Source organism: Stenotrophomonas sp. YJH_SMC_119 (genome assembly GCF_059368315.1).
This window is the reverse complement of record NZ_JCAFRP010000006.1, coordinates 19,746-33,424: the sequence shown is the minus strand read 5'-3', so window position 1 is coordinate 33,424 and position 13,679 is coordinate 19,746. Positions and strand designations below refer to the sequence as shown.

Sequence of the window (13,679 nt, the reverse complement as noted above, 5' to 3'; positions counted from 1 at the left end):
CCCGCGGTTCAGCCAGCCGCCGGCGGCCCCTTCACCGCGACCAGCCGTACCGGGCGCAGATCGACCAGGGTCAGCCGCTCCAGCGGCTGCGGCCGTTCGATGGCATAGCCCTGCAGCCCCTGCACGCCAAGCCGGGTCAGCGCACCGGCAACCTCGGCGGTCTCCACCCACTCGGCCACCACTTCCATCTGCAGCTCGCGCCCGAGCTCGCTGATCGCGCGCACCGTGGCGTGGCTGACCGGGTCGGTATCCATGTCGCGCACGAAGGCGCCGTCGATCTTCAGGATGTCCGCCGGCAACTGGCGCAGGTAGCCGAAGGAAGACAGGCCGGAGCCGAAGTCATCCAGCGCCATCCGGCACCCCCGTGCCTTCACCGCATCGATGAAGGCGCGGGCCTGGCTGAGGTTGCTGATCGCCGCGGTCTCGGTGATCTCGAAGCACAACTTGGAGGCCAGCGCGCGGTTGCGCTCGAGCAGGTCGCAGACGAAGGCGAGGAATCCCGGCTCGGCGATCGACTGCGCGGACACGTTGACGTTGCACAGGCCCAGCTGTCGCACGTGCGCCGGGCACACCTGCAGGTGGCGGAACAGCAGCCCGAGCACGTGCCGGTCCAGCGCCACTGCCATGCCATAGCGCTCCACCGCCGGCATGAACTGGCCGGGCAGATGCAGGCTGCCATCGGTACCACGCATGCGCACCAGCACCTCGTAGTGCAGGTAGGACGGATCGCCCACGCGGGCGATGCGCTGTGCATACAGCAGCATGCGATTCTCGGCCATCGCCAGGCTGACGCCCTGCAGGCGCTCGGCCTCCTGCCGCCGCTCCTCCAGCGCCATGCGGTTCTCATTGAAGCAGTGCACGCGGTTGCGCCCGGCCTGCTTGGCGGCATAGCAGGCGCTGTCGGCGGCACTCATCAACCAGTTCACGTCCGGCGCATCTGCACTGACCTCGACCACGCCGATGCTGCAGCTCAGCTGCGGGCTGCCCTCGCTGATCGGAAACGTGGCCTGGCCCAGGTTGCGGATCACCCGCTGCAGCACCCGCTTGGCTTCGTCCTGCCCGGCATGGGCGAGGAACACGGCGAACTCGTCGGCGCCCAGGCGGCCGACCCAGTCACCGTCACGCACGGCCGCCACCAGATAGTCGGCGAAACTGCGCAGCATCTGGTCACCGGCGGCATGGCCGAAGCTGTCGTTGACCAGCTTGAAGTGGTCCAGGTTGATGTAGCACAGCGCATGCGTACCGCCATCACTGCGTACCTGCAGCAGCGCACGCTCCAGCAGCCGCTCGATCTCGCGGCGGTTGATCAGGCCGGTCAGCGGATCGTGGCTGGCGTGATGCTCGATCTCACGTGCCAATGCATGGTTCTGGCTGACATCCTCGATGATCGCAAACACCGACAGGCCGCCTCCCGCGCTGCGCACGCCGGTGCCACTCCAGCGCCCCCACACCAGGCTGCCATCGCGGCGGCAGAAGCGCAGTTCACTCGGCCGCAGCTGCCGGTCCCAGTCGATGCGGCCGACGCCATCGATGACCAGTTCGCCTTCCATCAACAGATCGCCGAGCGACATCTGCAGCAGCACGTCGCGTCGGTAGTCGAGGATGTCGGCCATCGCCCGGTTGGCTTCGATCACCTTGCCGTCGGTGTCGAGCTTGAGCATGCCGACATTGGCCTGGTAGAAGGCCGCACGGAAGCGGCTTTCATGCTCGGTCAGGTCCTTGCCGACGCGGCGCGCGAGGGCCACCGCCATCAGGCTGATCGCCAGCACCGACAACCCGCCGACCACAAGCGTGGCGATCCGTACCATCGTGGCCATGCGCAGCAACGCTTGCGAAAATGCCTGCGCCTGCACCTGCAGCCGCCGGTCCAGATCACGCAGTTGTTGCAGGTACCGATCGCGGTCCGCCGCTGGCAGCACGCCTTGGGCGTGCCCCGACTGCAGCTCGGCAACCAGCCGCTGCACGGCCAACAGATCATCGTCGGTCTGTCGCCACAGCGTGGTTGCTTCCCGGAATGCACCGATGTCGCGTGCATAGCGGAACGAGAACACCAGGCGCGGGATATCGGCGCGCGCGTTGCCACCCTGCAGGAAGCCCTGCCTGGCCTTTTCCTCGTCCGGTACCGCCTGTTCCAGCGCCAGCCGGGCCTGCAGATCGCCCAATGGAATCCGCAGCGCCTGGCGCGCGTCATCCAGGTCCTGGGCATGGCCACGCGCCAGGTAGCGGCTCAGCGCAGCGGTTGCATCCTGCTGCCCTCGTGACCAGTACCCCTGGCCGGCAATCCAGGCCGTCGAGGCTGCCTGCAGTTCCTGGATCAACGCGGACAACGCGACCAACCCGATCGCCATGCCCGTCAACAACGCAAAGCGCAATCCCAGCCCACGGGTCATCGGCACCCGCCGGCTCTGCTGGTCCGTGCCACTTCTACCCATCCCGGATCCCCCCGAATGTGCTGCGGTGACAACCTGCCTTGGAACCGGCCCAGCCTATGACCGGCAATGTGTGGGCCATGCGAAAAAGGGGACGGAGGGGATTAAGTCGTTTTCGGCATAAGCGCATGGCCTGCCATTTACGACTTAATCCCCTCCGTCCCCTTTTCCTGTACGCCAGCCCGGGGGCTGGCGTTGTTATGGACGGCTGCGGGTGCGGCTTAGAAGCTGCGCGGGCCGCGCGGCTTGAAGCCGTCACGACGCGGCGGCCGGCTGTCGCGGTCACCGCCGCGGTCGCCACCATGGCCACCATGGCCACCCGGACCACCCGGGCCACCACGACGCGGACCACCCGGGCCGCCCGGGCCGCCCGGGCCACGCTTGTCGAAGCGCGGCTTGAACGGACGCGGGGCCGGGTTGGTGTCTTCACCCGGAGCCAGCGCACGCATCTGCAGCTGCTGGCCGGACACCCACACCTTCTGCAGGTGCGACAGCACGTCCGGCGGCATCTGTGCCGGCAGGTCCAGCAGCGAGAAGTCGTCGTGGATGTCGATGCGGCCGATGAAGCGGCTTTCCAGGCCCGCTTCGTTGGCGATGGCGCCGACGATGTTGGCCGGCTTCACGCCATGCTGGTGGCCCACCGAAATGCGGTAGGTCTCCATACCCTGCTCCGGTGCTCCACGCGGCGGAACCTCACGGCGCGGACGCTGCTCGAAACCACCTTCGGCGTCGTCGCGACGCGGGCCACGCTCGAAGCGCGGACCACGCTCGTTGCGGTCGAAGCGATCGCCACGCTCCGGACGGTCGCCACGGTCGAAACGCTCGCGCGGGGCGCGCTCTTCACGCGGGGCACGCACCGGCGGCTGCAGCAGGAACGGGGTGTCACCCTGCAGCATCTTGGCCAGCGCGGCGGCGATCTCGATGGCCGGCACGTTCTGCTCGTTCTCGAAGCGCTCCAGCAGCTGGCGGTAGAAGTCCAGGCCGCCGGCACCGAGGGTTTCGGTGATGCGCGTGGTGAACTTGTTGATGCGGTTGTCGTTGACCGCTTCCACGCTCGGCAGCTGCATCTCTTCGATCGGCTGGCGGGTGGCGCGCTCGATCTGGCGCAGCATGCCCTTCTCGCGCGGGGTGGCGAACAGGATCGCCTCGCCGCTGCGGCCGGCACGGCCGGTACGGCCGATGCGGTGCACGTAGCTTTCGGTGTCGTACGGAATGTCGTAGTTCAGCACGTGGCTGATGCGCTCCACGTCCAGGCCGCGCGCAGCCACGTCGGTGGCAACCAGGATGTCCAGCTTGCCTTCCTTCAGCATGGCGATGGTGCGCTCACGCTGGGCCTGCTGCATGTCGCCGTTGATGGCGGCAGCGGCCAGGCCACGGGCCTGCAGCTTGCTGGCCAGTTCTTCGGTGCCGGCCTTGGTGCGCGCGAAGATGATCATCGCGTCGAACGGCTCGACTTCCAGGATGCGGGTCAGCGCATCCAGCTTGTGCATGCCGCTCACCCACCAGTAACGCTGGCGGATGTTGGCCGAGGTGGTGGTCTTGGCCGCGATGGTCACTTCCACCGGGTCCTGCAGGTAGGTCTGCGCGATGCGGCGGATCTGCGGCGGCATGGTGGCCGAGAACAGGGCCACCTGGCGCTGCTCCGGCAGCTTCTTCAGCACCGCTTCGACGTCGTCGATGAAGCCCATGCGCAGCATTTCATCGGCTTCGTCCAGCACCAGGGTCTTCAGCTCGGACAGGTCCAGAGTGCTGCGGTCGAGGTGGTCGATCACGCGACCGGGGGTACCGACCACGATATGCACGCCACGGCGCAGCGCCGACAGCTGCTGCCCGTAAGGCTGGCCGCCGTACACCGGCAGCACGCGGAAGCCCGGGATCTTGGACGAGTAGGACTGGAACGCCTCGGCGACCTGGATGGCCAGTTCGCGGGTCGGCGCCAGGATCAGGGCCTGCGGCTTGATCTGCTGCAGGTCGATGTTGGACAGTACCGGCAGCGCGAACGCGGCGGTCTTGCCGGTACCGGTCTGGGCCTGGCCCAGCACGTCGCGGCCTTCCAGCATCGCCGGGATGGTGGCGGCCTGGATCGGCGACGGGGTTTCGTAGCCGATGGCGGTGACCGCCTGCATCACGGGCTCGGACAGGCCGAGCTGCGCGAACTGCAGCGGCGCTTGGGAATCTTGGGACATGGGGAACTCCGAAGGCACTGCCGTCTTCCTGGCAGTGCGATAAAAAAGGGATGGTCCGCGCTTTGGGCGCCCTTCTTATCGCGTGCCCTGGCGCTGCTCGGTCGGAGGAGATTTCACTCGCTCAGAGCGGGATGATACCGCATTGATGCTGAACGAGGCGTACAGCTTTCCGTGCGCGTGCCGTCATGCCCCGTGCTGGCGCACAATACGCGCCCTCTTCCCGGCCCGGCCGCTGGCCTGCGCCCCCTCTTCCCAGGAACCCCGCTCCATGCAGATTCTCGAATTCGACCTCGACGGTGACTACGTCGAACTCAAGCAGCTGCTCAAGCTGGCCGACCTGGTCACCAGTGGCGGCGAGGCCAAGATGGTCATCAGTGACGGCCAGGTGCGGGTCGATGGCGAAGTCGAACTGCGCAAGGCCTGCAAGATCCGCGCAGGCCAGGTGGTCGAGTTCGCCGACAGCCAGATCCGGGTGCTGGCCGCCGGCTGATGTGAGGCTGTTCAGGCTACGCGCTGGGTCAGGTGCGAGGCAATCAGCTGCCTGAACGGTGCCACGCCCTGCGCCAGGCGCAGGCCGGCCGCCCGCAGCAGTCGCGCCGGGCGGCGATCGTCGGTGTACAGGCTGGCGATCGCATTGGTGGCCTCGTACAGCGGCCGCGACGCCAGCCGGTGACCCCGTTGGTAGCTGGCCAGCATGCCGGCGGCGGCAATGTCGGCACCGCGACGCTGCTGCGCGACGATGCCCTGCGCCAGCCGCTGTGCGCTGGCCAGGCCCAGGTTGAAGCCATGCGCGGTGACCGGGTGCATGCCGACGGCGGCATCGCCGATCAGCGCCGAACGCTCGCCAACAAAACGGTGCGCGTACACACCTACCAGCGGATACGCCTGCGGCGTGGCCACCGGCTGCATCCGGCCCAGCCGATGTTCGAAGCAAGCACTGATGGCCTCGCCGAAGGCCACCTCGTCCATCGCCAGCAGCGCGTCGATCTGCCGCGGCGGCAGCGTGATCACCGCCGAGGCCTGGCCCTCGTTGAGCGGCAGCAGCGCCATCGTGCGGCCGTAGCCGAACCATTCCCAGGCAGTGTGGCGATGGTCGCGCTCGACCTGCATGCGGCACACCAGCATCGACTTGCCGAAGTCGCGCATCTGCGCACCGATGCCGAGCATGCGGCGGGTGGCGGAGAAGCGGCTGTCAGCGGCCGCCAGCAGCCGCGCATGCAGTTGGCTGCCGTCATCGAGTTTGACCACATGGCCCTGTGCATCGGCTTGCACGCCTTGCACCTTGCGCCCGTCGAACAGTTCCACGCCGTCCTGGCCCTGCACCGCATCCCATGCGGCACGGCGGATCAGATGGTTGGGTACCAGCCAGCCCAGCGGTTGGCCGTCGACCTGGGTGCTGGCGAAGGTCAGCGCGAACGGCGAGCCGCCGTTCATCACCTTGGCATCGCGCAGTTCAGCGACTTCGGCCTGCGGCAGGCGCTGCCACAGCCCCAGCTGCTCCATGCTCTGCCGCGAGGCATGGGTCAACGCGATCTCCCTGCCATCGAAGGCGGCCTCGGCCAGGGCCTGGCGCGGCTGCACTTCGACCAGCCCGACCTGCAGCCCGCTGCCGGCCAGCGCGCGCGCGAAGCACAGACCTGCCGGTCCGGCGCCGACCACCACCACGTCCATCCTGCGCATGCGCGCCTCCTGCCGTTGATTCAGTCCGCGCCAGCATAGCGCCGCGCACCTGAGCGGCCTTGATCTGGATCAGGCCGACTTACAGAAGTGCGAACACCAGCGCCAGGATCGACAGCAGCGACACCAGCCACACCAGGCTGCGCACGTAGGGCACGCCTGCGGCGTACAGGGGCAGATAGACCACACGCGCCCAGAAGTAGGCCTGCGCCGCCAGTGCAGTGGTGTCGTTGCCGCGCCCGGCCACGACCACTGCGATGGCGGCGGCGGCGAAGAACGGGAACGTCTCCAGGAAATTGGCCTGCGCACGCTGCAGGCGCCCGGCCAGTGGGCTGACCGGCTTTGCGTCGCCATCGCGTGCCGAGGCATTCCACTTCATCCCGCGCTCGCGGGTGACCACGGTGGAGGTGGCGAAGATGTAAACGAAGCCGAGCAGGACCGACCAGGCCAGCATCGTCAATTCAGTTGCCATCATTCATCTCCTCAGGGTGCCGACGCACGCAGGCTGTAACCGGCCAGACGCCACACCTGGTCCTCGTCGAAACGGAACGAGACCAGCTCGCGCACCGGCTGCGCGCTGTTGGCGAAACGGGTCGGGAAACTGACGTTGATGTACAGCCCTTCCGGCACCGCGGCACCTGCGCTGTACTTGACCCGGGTGATGGTGGGCTGGCCACGCCCAGCCAGCGCACCCAGGCGCGTGCGCTCGGTGGTCAGCTGGCTGACGAATGCGGCCTTCGGTACTGCACGGCGCGCGACGGCGGAGGCGCCATCCCACAGTTCGCCGGCGCGGTTGGCATCGACCAGCTGTGCGGCTTTCAGTGCAGCAGCGCCCATCTCGGCATCCTGTTTCTGCACCTGGGCCTGCTGTGCAGCGGTCAACGCCGGAGCACCGGCGGTGGCTGGCTTCGCAGCCGCTGGCGAGGCCGGGGCCGGGCGTGCCGGAGCCGGTGCAGGCGTGGCCGGCGCAGGTGCCTGCGCCAATGCGGTCAGGGGCAGCAGGGACAGCAGCAGGAGCACGCGCTTCATGGACACCGCCGGTTTTCTGGAGAGAACCGCAGTCTACGCCAGCGCGGTGACTATGCCGTCAGCGTGCCGGGGCGTTGCCCTCCACCGCTGCCGCATCAGCCTGCGCGGCGGGGGCGGCGGTGTTCACTGGCGCCTGTTCGGCCACCGGCGGCGGCTCCGACGGTGCCGGTGGCAGCGTTGCCACATCGATCTCCGACAGTGGGCTTTCTTCCGGGCACACCGCATCCGGGAAACCGAAGCGCTGCTTCAGTGCCTGGCCGCAGCTGTTGATCGATTCCATGTCGGCGCCTTCGCGCTTGCACTGCTGGTCGAAGGCAATCAGGAACGCGTCCTTGCGTTGCACGAAGTCGTCACCACAGGCCCGCATCTGCTTGATCCGTTCCAGATCGTCCTGCACCGCGTTGGTGCCGTCCAGGCCGTACTGGCGCAGCTCATCCTGCGTAAGCAGGCGCAGGCTGCGGTTGGGCACGGTCATCATCAGGTCGGCCACACCCACCGCCACGCCGTTGCGCTGCAGGTAGTCCTTCACGTTGTCGTAGACCTCGTGCAGCTCGCGGTTGAGTTCCGCGCGCGAGGTGGCCTTGGAGCTGATCCGCATCATGCGGTGGATGCCGACCTTGCCCGACAGCAGGCGGTTGTCACCGGCAGCCAGCACGAACACGCAGGCACTGTGGCAGATCGAGCCCTCGCGCACCCAGATCGTCCAGCCCGATTCACCGATGCTGTCGCCGGCGACAATCGCCGATTCCACCTGGCCGCCGCTGGAATCCAAGTCGAGGATGCGCTTGTGGATCTTCTGCTCGTCAGCGACCACGGCCAGTCGCCACATCATCTCGGCGAAGCCCGGATTGATCTTGCCGGCGTAACGCACACGCATCAGGCCGCGCTCGGCGCACGGCGCCAGTGCCTGGGTGATCTGTTCGCGCTGCAGGCCCTCCAGCTCGACGCCATCGCCCGCCTCACCGGCGTACTCGGTACTGCAGCTGACCCAGGCGCGGCCATTCTCCAACTGCGCCTGCGGCCACGGCCGATCCGCCCGGCTGCGCGGCGGCGCCGGCGGTGGTGGTGCATCGGCGGCATTGATCGACACCATGTTCTCACCATCGCTGGCCGGCGCCCGCGCGGCCTTGTCGGCGGCGGTGACATTGCCCGGATTCTCCAGCTGGCTGCAGCCCGCCAGGGCAAGGCACAACAGGGGCAACCAGCGGAGTTTGGCGGACATCGGGCAACCGGTCTTCACGTGAGCAAGAGCCACAGTCTACCCGTCCGGGGCACGCATTCAGCGCGTGGCACTGAACCCCTTCTGACCCTTGGGAAAAGCGTGTCGACCAAGGTCGACACCCACCAACAGCAGCGCAGAACGCCCGCAAGACATGTCGCAGGAACCTCTCGAAGGCGGGGTGGGTCCGGTTGCAGGGGCGTGAGCGCCATGGGCCCGAGGCATGCCTCGGGCGGGTTGGGCAGGACGCCCAACCCCGGTCTTGCCGTGTGCGCAGGACAGCGCACACGAGCAAGCGGCGACCGAGCTACATGGGTGAGGGCGCTTTGCTTGCGAAGCACTGCTTCGCAAGCGCCCGAACGCACAGCCGCCAGCGGCTGGGCCGGGCCCCGGAGGGGTACTTGCAGCGTCCCCTGCAACCGGACCCACCCCGCCCTGCTGCAGGAAACCAGCTTCTGCTGTTGCCGTTGCCGGCCAGCGGCCGGCACTACCACGGGGGCAGGGCGCAGCCCGGCCTGACCCCCTTCAGCATCCATGTCCGAATGTGGCGAGTATCCCTACCCGCACACGCCTAGACTGGCGCCATGGACACCGACCTCGCCCTCGACACCGCCGCCTGCGACCGCGCCCGCCTGGCCCGTGACGCACGCTTCGACGGCGTTTTCTTCACCGCCGTGCGCAGCACCGGCATCTATTGCCGCCCCGTCTGCCCGGCGCCGCCGCCGAAGCCACGCAACATCACCTACTATCCGACCGCTGCCGCGGCCGCTGCTGCCGGCTACAGGCCGTGCCTGCGCTGCCGCCCCGAACTGGCACCGCAGGCCCAGCAGGCACTGGCCGGGCAAACCGTGCAGCGCGCCCTCGCCATCATCCACGGCGGCTTCCTGCAGGAGCAGCCCGTTGCAGACCTCGCGCAGAAGATCGGCCTCAGCGCGCGCCAGCTGCAGCGCCTGTTCGTCGAACATCTCGGCGCAACACCCGGACAGATCCATGCCACCCATCGCCTGCTGCTGGCCAAGCAACTGCTGACCGAAACCACGCTGCCGGTGACCGATGTTGCGCTGGCCGCCGGCTACAACAGTCTGCGCCGCTTCAATACCGCCTTCCTGCAGGGCTGCGGCATGGCACCGACGGCGCTGCGTCGCCAGCACCAGCCGCTGGCCGCCGATGACGGCGGCCTGGTACTGCGGCTCGTGTACCGCCCACCGTTGGACTTCCCGCGCATGCTGGCCTTCCTGCGCAAGCGCAGCCTGCCTGGCATCGAACTGATCGGCGAAGACAGCTACCAGCGCGTGCTCGGCACACCCGAGCGCCCCACCCTGCTGCGCGTCACCGCCGACCCGAAGCGCCCGGAACTGCGTCTGCAGCTGGGTGCGGTCGACCCGCGCCTGATCCCCGACATCGTGCGCCGTGTGCGTCGTGTGTTCGATCTGGACGCCGACCTGCAACAGGTGCACGCCGCGCTGGGCGAAGAACCCTTGCTGGCACGCGGCATCGCCGAACGCCCGGGGCTGCGCGTTCCGGGCGGCTGGGATGGCTTCGAGGTCGGCGTACGCGCCGTGCTCGGCCAGCAGGTCAGCGTCGCCGCCGCCACCACCTTTGCGCGGCGTCTGGTGGATGCGTATGGGGCGCATCTGCCGGGCATGCCGTCCGAGTTCAATCGCCAGTTCCCAGCGCCCGAGGTGCTGGCCGAGGCGCCGCTGGAATCGATCGGCCTGCCGCGCAGCCGCGCCGCCACGGTGCGTGCGCTGGCCGCTGCATGTGCCAGCGGCCAGCTCGACTTCGGACCCGGGCAGGCCCTGGAAGAATTTGTTGCGCGCTGCGTGGCATTGCCCGGCATCGGCCCGTGGACCGCGCAGTACATCGCCCTGCGCGGGCTCGGCCAGCCCGATGCCTTCCCCGCCGGCGACCTGGTGCTGCAGCAGGTGCTCGGCCACGCACAGGGCCAGCGCCTGAGCGAACGTGCAACTGAAGCGCGCTCGCAACCGTGGCGCCCGTGGCGCGCCTACGCCGTGCTGCACCTGTGGCACCTGTCCGGCACGTTCGTTGGAGAACCGACATGACCCTGTTGTTTGATCGCTTCGACAGCCCCATCGGCGTGCTGACCATCGCCGGTGATGAGCGTGGCCTGTCACATGTGCTGTTCCCGGAAAACCGCCATCCGGCACGCGGACGCGACGACTGGCACTACGCACCGGATGCGCTGCCGGAAGCGCGCGAACAGCTGCTGCAGTTCCTGCACGGCGAACGCAGCAGCTTCGACCTTGTGCTGGCGCCACGTGGCACGCCGTTCCAGCTGCGGGTGTGGCAGGCGCTGGCACTGATTCCGTTCGGCCAGACCTGGAGTTACCTGCAGCTGGCGCAGCACCTCGGCCAGCCCAGTGCGACCCGCGCGGTCGGCGCGGCCAACGGGCGCAATCCGCTGCCGATCATCCTGCCCTGCCATCGCGTGATCGGCAGCAACGGCGCATTGACCGGTTTCGGCGGCGGGCTGGAAACCAAGGCGGCACTGCTGCGGCTGGAACAACGCCAGGCCCCGCTGTTCGCCTGAGAGGGCTGGCCGGGCTGCGCCCGGCACCCGCAGAGGCTAGAGCAACAGCAACAGCAACAGCGGGCTTCCTGCGGGGAGGCAGGGTGGGTTCAGTTGCAGGGGACGCTGCAAGTACGTCCCTGTAAGCTCGGTCGCGCCATCCATGGCGCTCACGCCCCTGCAACCGGACCCACCCAGCTTCGACAGGTTCCGGCGATCTGTCCGGACGTCATTCTGCGCAACTGTTGGTAGGTGTCGACCTTGGTCGACACGGTAGATCCACGCCATGCGTGGATGGAAGCATCAGGGACATGTCTGGAGAAAAGCCCCCCCTTCCTGTTGAAGGGGGCGCGCCGACAGGCGCGGCGATAAGGAAAAATGCGCGGACACGGGGCGCGATAGCGCGCCGTGTCTTGGGCGCGTCATTGCGCGGGCTTATCATGCGTGGATGACTTCCGTACGCCTGACCTGCGCGCTGGCGCTGCTGCTGCCATTGGCGGCCTGCACCACCGCGCCCGCCCCTTCCGCCTCCGTTCCCGGTTCCGCCGCTGCGGCTTCGCCTCCGAAGCTGCTGCTGATCTCCATCGACGGCCTGCGCGCCGATGCGCTGGACCGTGGGCTCACTCCGAACCTGCAGCGACTGATCGACGGCGGCGTGCGTGCACGCTGGATGACGCCGTCCTATCCGTCGCTGACCTTCCCCAACCACTACACCATCGTCACCGGCCTGCGGCCGGACCACCACGGCATCGTCAACAACAGCATGGACGATGCAACCCTGGGCCGTTTCGAACTGAGCAACCGCGACGCGGTCACCACCAGCGGCTGGTGGGGTGGCGAACCGATCTGGGTCAGTGCCGAGAACGCTGGCGTACGTTCGGCCACCACGGCGTGGCCGGGCAGTGAGTCTGAAATCCGCGGCGTGCGCCCCAGCAAGTGGCGCGTATACGACGGCAAGGAACCGCTGGAGCAGCGGGCCGGCATCGTGCTCGACTGGCTGGCACAGACCGATGCTGATGCACCGCGCCTCACCACGCTGTACATGGAACACGTGGACAAGGCCGGCCACAACTACGGCCCCGGGTCGAAGGAGTACGCCGACGCCATCGTGCGCGCCGACCAGATCGTCGGCCAGGTGCTCGACGGGCTGCAGCAGCGCGATCTGGCCAAGACCACCAACGTGATCGTCGTCTCCGACCACGGCATGGCCAGCGTCGCCGACGGCAACGTGATCGCCACCGAGTCGATGGCCGACCCGGCCATTGCACGCAATATCAGCCAGGGCCAGTCGGTGGGTTTTGCGCCGGTCGCCGGCCGCGAAGCGGAAGCCGAACGCGCCCTGCTCGGACGCCACGCGCACTACGAATGCTGGAAGAAGGAGAACCTGCCGGCACGCTGGCACTACGGCACGCATCCGCGGGTTCCGGCCATCGTCTGTGTCATGGATGAAGGCTGGGATGCCCTGCACCAGGAGAAGATCGCCAAGCGTGCGAAGCAGGATCGAGGTTCGCATGGCTACGACAACGCACTGCCTTCCATGCGCGCAGTGTTCGTGGCCGGCGGTCCGTCGTTCCGCCAGGGCCTGGTGATCGATGGCTTCGACAACGTCGATGTCTATCCGCTGCTGGCCCACCTGCTGCAGGTACCGGCCGCGCCGAACGATGGCAATCCGGAAACGCTGAAGAAGACACTGCGCTGATGCGGTTGTAGAGCCGAACCCACGCTCGGCTCACCGGACAGGCATAAAAAAAACGCGGCGCCAGGCGCCGCGTTTTTCATTGAACCGGTCGTTCGACCGGATCAGGCCTTGGCGACGGCCTTCTTCGCCACAGCCTTCTTCGCCGGAGCCTTGGCCACGGTCTTCTTGGCAACCGGAGCGGCGGCGCCTACGGCGACCTTGCTGGCGGTGTGCGAACGGGCGTTGCCATAGCTGGCGTTGTAGCGCTTGCCCTTGGCGGTCTTGCGGTCACCCTTACCCATGTCTTCAACTCCTCAAATGTGAAATCTGGTTACCCCGTACTGACACGGGTTCGGCGGGGCCGCCTTGCTGGGCGCCCCCGCGCACGATCGAAAATCCTATCACGGAGCGCCTAGTGCGCGCAGCTGGCGTCGTGCACGTGACCGTGGTTGAGGCGCAGGTTGACCAGATGGGCCACACCCACCAGCAGGCCACCGATGGTCATCACCACCGCGTGCGGCACCGCATTGTGGTGCAGCGGGTCATACAGCACGCCGGCCCACAATGCGACCAGACCGGGAATCAGGAAGCCCAGCGCACGCAGCGCACCGTGCCGGCGGTAGCCCCAGACCAGGCTGAACAACCCCAGCAGGGTCACGAACACCACCAGCGCCTGTTCCACGCCGTCGCTCAGCCAGAACGACAGCCCCAATGAAGGCGCTGCGGCCAGCAGCACCGGGATCACCGCGCAGTGCACCGCGCACAGCATCGAACCAGTGGCGCCGAAACGGTCGAGCAGGTGGCGCAGGCGTGAGGACAGGGACATGACTTCCAGCAGGGTCGGCGAATCGTTATGGAATAATATAACATCCCTCTCCGACCCGCACGGTTTCCCTCCCCCCTGTCCCATCGACGGGATTCGTGCGCCCCG

General features: G+C 67.8%; 12 protein-coding genes. 4 read left to right on the top strand and 8 right to left on the bottom strand.

The genetic code is table 11. The annotated features are described in order from the left end of the window. Positions 1-8 precede the first annotated feature (8 nt). Together AC5P6S_RS10840 and AC5P6S_RS10835 are read right to left on the bottom strand one after the other, a co-directional pair. Positions 9-2,432: a putative bifunctional diguanylate cyclase/phosphodiesterase gene (locus tag AC5P6S_RS10840; protein WP_495204607.1), complete on the bottom strand. Its 2,424-nt coding sequence runs from the start codon at positions 2,430-2,432 to the stop codon at positions 9-11. A 218-nt stretch (positions 2,433-2,650) separates the two neighbouring features. Then, positions 2,651-4,615, bottom strand: coding sequence for a DEAD/DEAH box helicase (locus tag AC5P6S_RS10835; RefSeq protein WP_012479589.1), 1,965 nt, complete (start codon positions 4,613-4,615; stop codon positions 2,651-2,653). 268 nt (positions 4,616-4,883) lie between these two features. Between AC5P6S_RS10835 and AC5P6S_RS10830 the strand changes: the two genes are divergently transcribed. Further along, a complete protein-coding gene (locus AC5P6S_RS10830) occupies positions 4,884-5,105 on the top strand; it encodes an RNA-binding S4 domain-containing protein (protein WP_012479588.1) in 222 nt (73 codons plus the stop codon). A gap of 11 nt (positions 5,106-5,116) precedes the next feature. Here the strand turns inward: AC5P6S_RS10830 and ubiM are convergent, their stop codons facing one another. The 4 genes from ubiM to AC5P6S_RS10810 form a co-directional block, all read right to left on the bottom strand. Then, positions 5,117-6,295 carry a 5-demethoxyubiquinol-8 5-hydroxylase UbiM gene (gene ubiM / locus AC5P6S_RS10825; protein WP_012479587.1) on the bottom strand — a complete coding sequence of 393 codons (1,179 nt, stop codon included), beginning with the start codon at positions 6,293-6,295 and terminating at the stop codon, positions 5,117-5,119. 79 nt (positions 6,296-6,374) lie between these two features. Beyond that, entirely contained in the window at positions 6,375-6,764 is a 390-nt protein-coding gene (locus AC5P6S_RS10820) for an MAPEG family protein (protein WP_005412709.1), read from the bottom strand. Between the two features lie 11 nt (positions 6,765-6,775). Further along, positions 6,776-7,321: a DUF4019 domain-containing protein gene (locus AC5P6S_RS10815; RefSeq protein WP_005408699.1), complete on the bottom strand. Its 546-nt coding sequence runs from the start codon at positions 7,319-7,321 to the stop codon at positions 6,776-6,778. Positions 7,322-7,379: 58 nt separating this feature from the next. Beyond that, positions 7,380-8,543 carry a COG3904 family protein gene (locus tag AC5P6S_RS10810; protein ID WP_005408698.1) on the bottom strand — a complete coding sequence of 388 codons (1,164 nt, stop codon included), beginning with the start codon at positions 8,541-8,543 and terminating at the stop codon, positions 7,380-7,382. 581 nt (positions 8,544-9,124) lie between these two features. Here AC5P6S_RS10810 and AC5P6S_RS10805 point away from each other — a divergent pair. The 3 genes from AC5P6S_RS10805 to AC5P6S_RS10795 all read left to right on the top strand — a co-directional run bounded on the left by AC5P6S_RS10805 (position 9,125) and on the right by AC5P6S_RS10795 (position 12,769). After that, positions 9,125-10,603 carry a DNA-3-methyladenine glycosylase 2 family protein gene (locus AC5P6S_RS10805; protein ID WP_495204606.1) on the top strand — a complete coding sequence of 493 codons (1,479 nt, stop codon included), beginning with the start codon at positions 9,125-9,127 and terminating at the stop codon, positions 10,601-10,603. After that, on the top strand, positions 10,600-11,091 hold the full coding sequence (locus AC5P6S_RS10800) for a methylated-DNA--[protein]-cysteine S-methyltransferase (RefSeq protein ID WP_021202265.1): 492 nt from the start codon (positions 10,600-10,602) through the stop codon (positions 11,089-11,091). The genes AC5P6S_RS10805 and AC5P6S_RS10800 overlap by 4 nt, the downstream gene beginning before the upstream one ends. Positions 11,092-11,518: 427 nt before the next feature. Then, the gene (locus AC5P6S_RS10795) at positions 11,519-12,769 is read left to right on the top strand and encodes an alkaline phosphatase family protein (protein WP_062607475.1); all 1,251 of its coding nucleotides are present in this window, start codon (positions 11,519-11,521) and stop codon (positions 12,767-12,769) included. Positions 12,770-12,870: 101 nt separating this feature from the next. Here AC5P6S_RS10795 and AC5P6S_RS10790 read toward each other — a convergent pair whose 3' ends face one another. Both AC5P6S_RS10790 and AC5P6S_RS10785 read right to left on the bottom strand, forming a co-directional pair. Next, entirely contained in the window at positions 12,871-13,050 is a 180-nt protein-coding gene (locus tag AC5P6S_RS10790; RefSeq protein WP_004150462.1) for a 30S ribosomal protein THX, read from the bottom strand. Positions 13,051-13,160: 110 nt separating this feature from the next. Continuing rightward, positions 13,161-13,574, bottom strand: a complete 414-nt coding sequence (locus tag AC5P6S_RS10785; RefSeq protein ID WP_008264835.1) for a MerC domain-containing protein — start codon at positions 13,572-13,574, stop codon at positions 13,161-13,163. Positions 13,575-13,679 lie beyond the last annotated feature (105 nt).

What these genes read in the sequence shown, in the direction of transcription:
- AC5P6S_RS10840 (WP_495204607.1), bottom strand. Translation starts at nt 2,432, where the DNA reads ATGGGTAGAAGTGGCACGGACCAGCAGAGCCGGCGGGTGCCGATGACC.
- AC5P6S_RS10835 (WP_012479589.1), bottom strand. Translation starts at nt 4,615, where the DNA reads ATGTCCCAAGATTCCCAAGCGCCGCTGCAGTTCGCGCAGCTCGGCCTG.
- AC5P6S_RS10830 (WP_012479588.1), top strand. Translation starts at nt 4,884, where the DNA reads ATGCAGATTCTCGAATTCGACCTCGACGGTGACTACGTCGAACTCAAG.
- ubiM (WP_012479587.1), bottom strand. Translation starts at nt 6,295, where the DNA reads ATGCGCAGGATGGACGTGGTGGTGGTCGGCGCCGGACCGGCAGGTCTG.
- AC5P6S_RS10820 (WP_005412709.1), bottom strand. Translation starts at nt 6,764, where the DNA reads ATGGCAACTGAATTGACGATGCTGGCCTGGTCGGTCCTGCTCGGCTTC.
- AC5P6S_RS10815 (WP_005408699.1), bottom strand. Translation starts at nt 7,321, where the DNA reads ATGAAGCGCGTGCTCCTGCTGCTGTCCCTGCTGCCCCTGACCGCATTG.
- AC5P6S_RS10810 (WP_005408698.1), bottom strand. Translation starts at nt 8,543, where the DNA reads ATGTCCGCCAAACTCCGCTGGTTGCCCCTGTTGTGCCTTGCCCTGGCG.
- AC5P6S_RS10805 (WP_495204606.1), top strand. Translation starts at nt 9,125, where the DNA reads ATGGACACCGACCTCGCCCTCGACACCGCCGCCTGCGACCGCGCCCGC.
- AC5P6S_RS10800 (WP_021202265.1), top strand. Translation starts at nt 10,600, where the DNA reads ATGACCCTGTTGTTTGATCGCTTCGACAGCCCCATCGGCGTGCTGACC.
- AC5P6S_RS10795 (WP_062607475.1), top strand. Translation starts at nt 11,519, where the DNA reads ATGACTTCCGTACGCCTGACCTGCGCGCTGGCGCTGCTGCTGCCATTG.
- AC5P6S_RS10790 (WP_004150462.1), bottom strand. Translation starts at nt 13,050, where the DNA reads ATGGGTAAGGGTGACCGCAAGACCGCCAAGGGCAAGCGCTACAACGCC.
- AC5P6S_RS10785 (WP_008264835.1), bottom strand. Translation starts at nt 13,574, where the DNA reads ATGTCCCTGTCCTCACGCCTGCGCCACCTGCTCGACCGTTTCGGCGCC.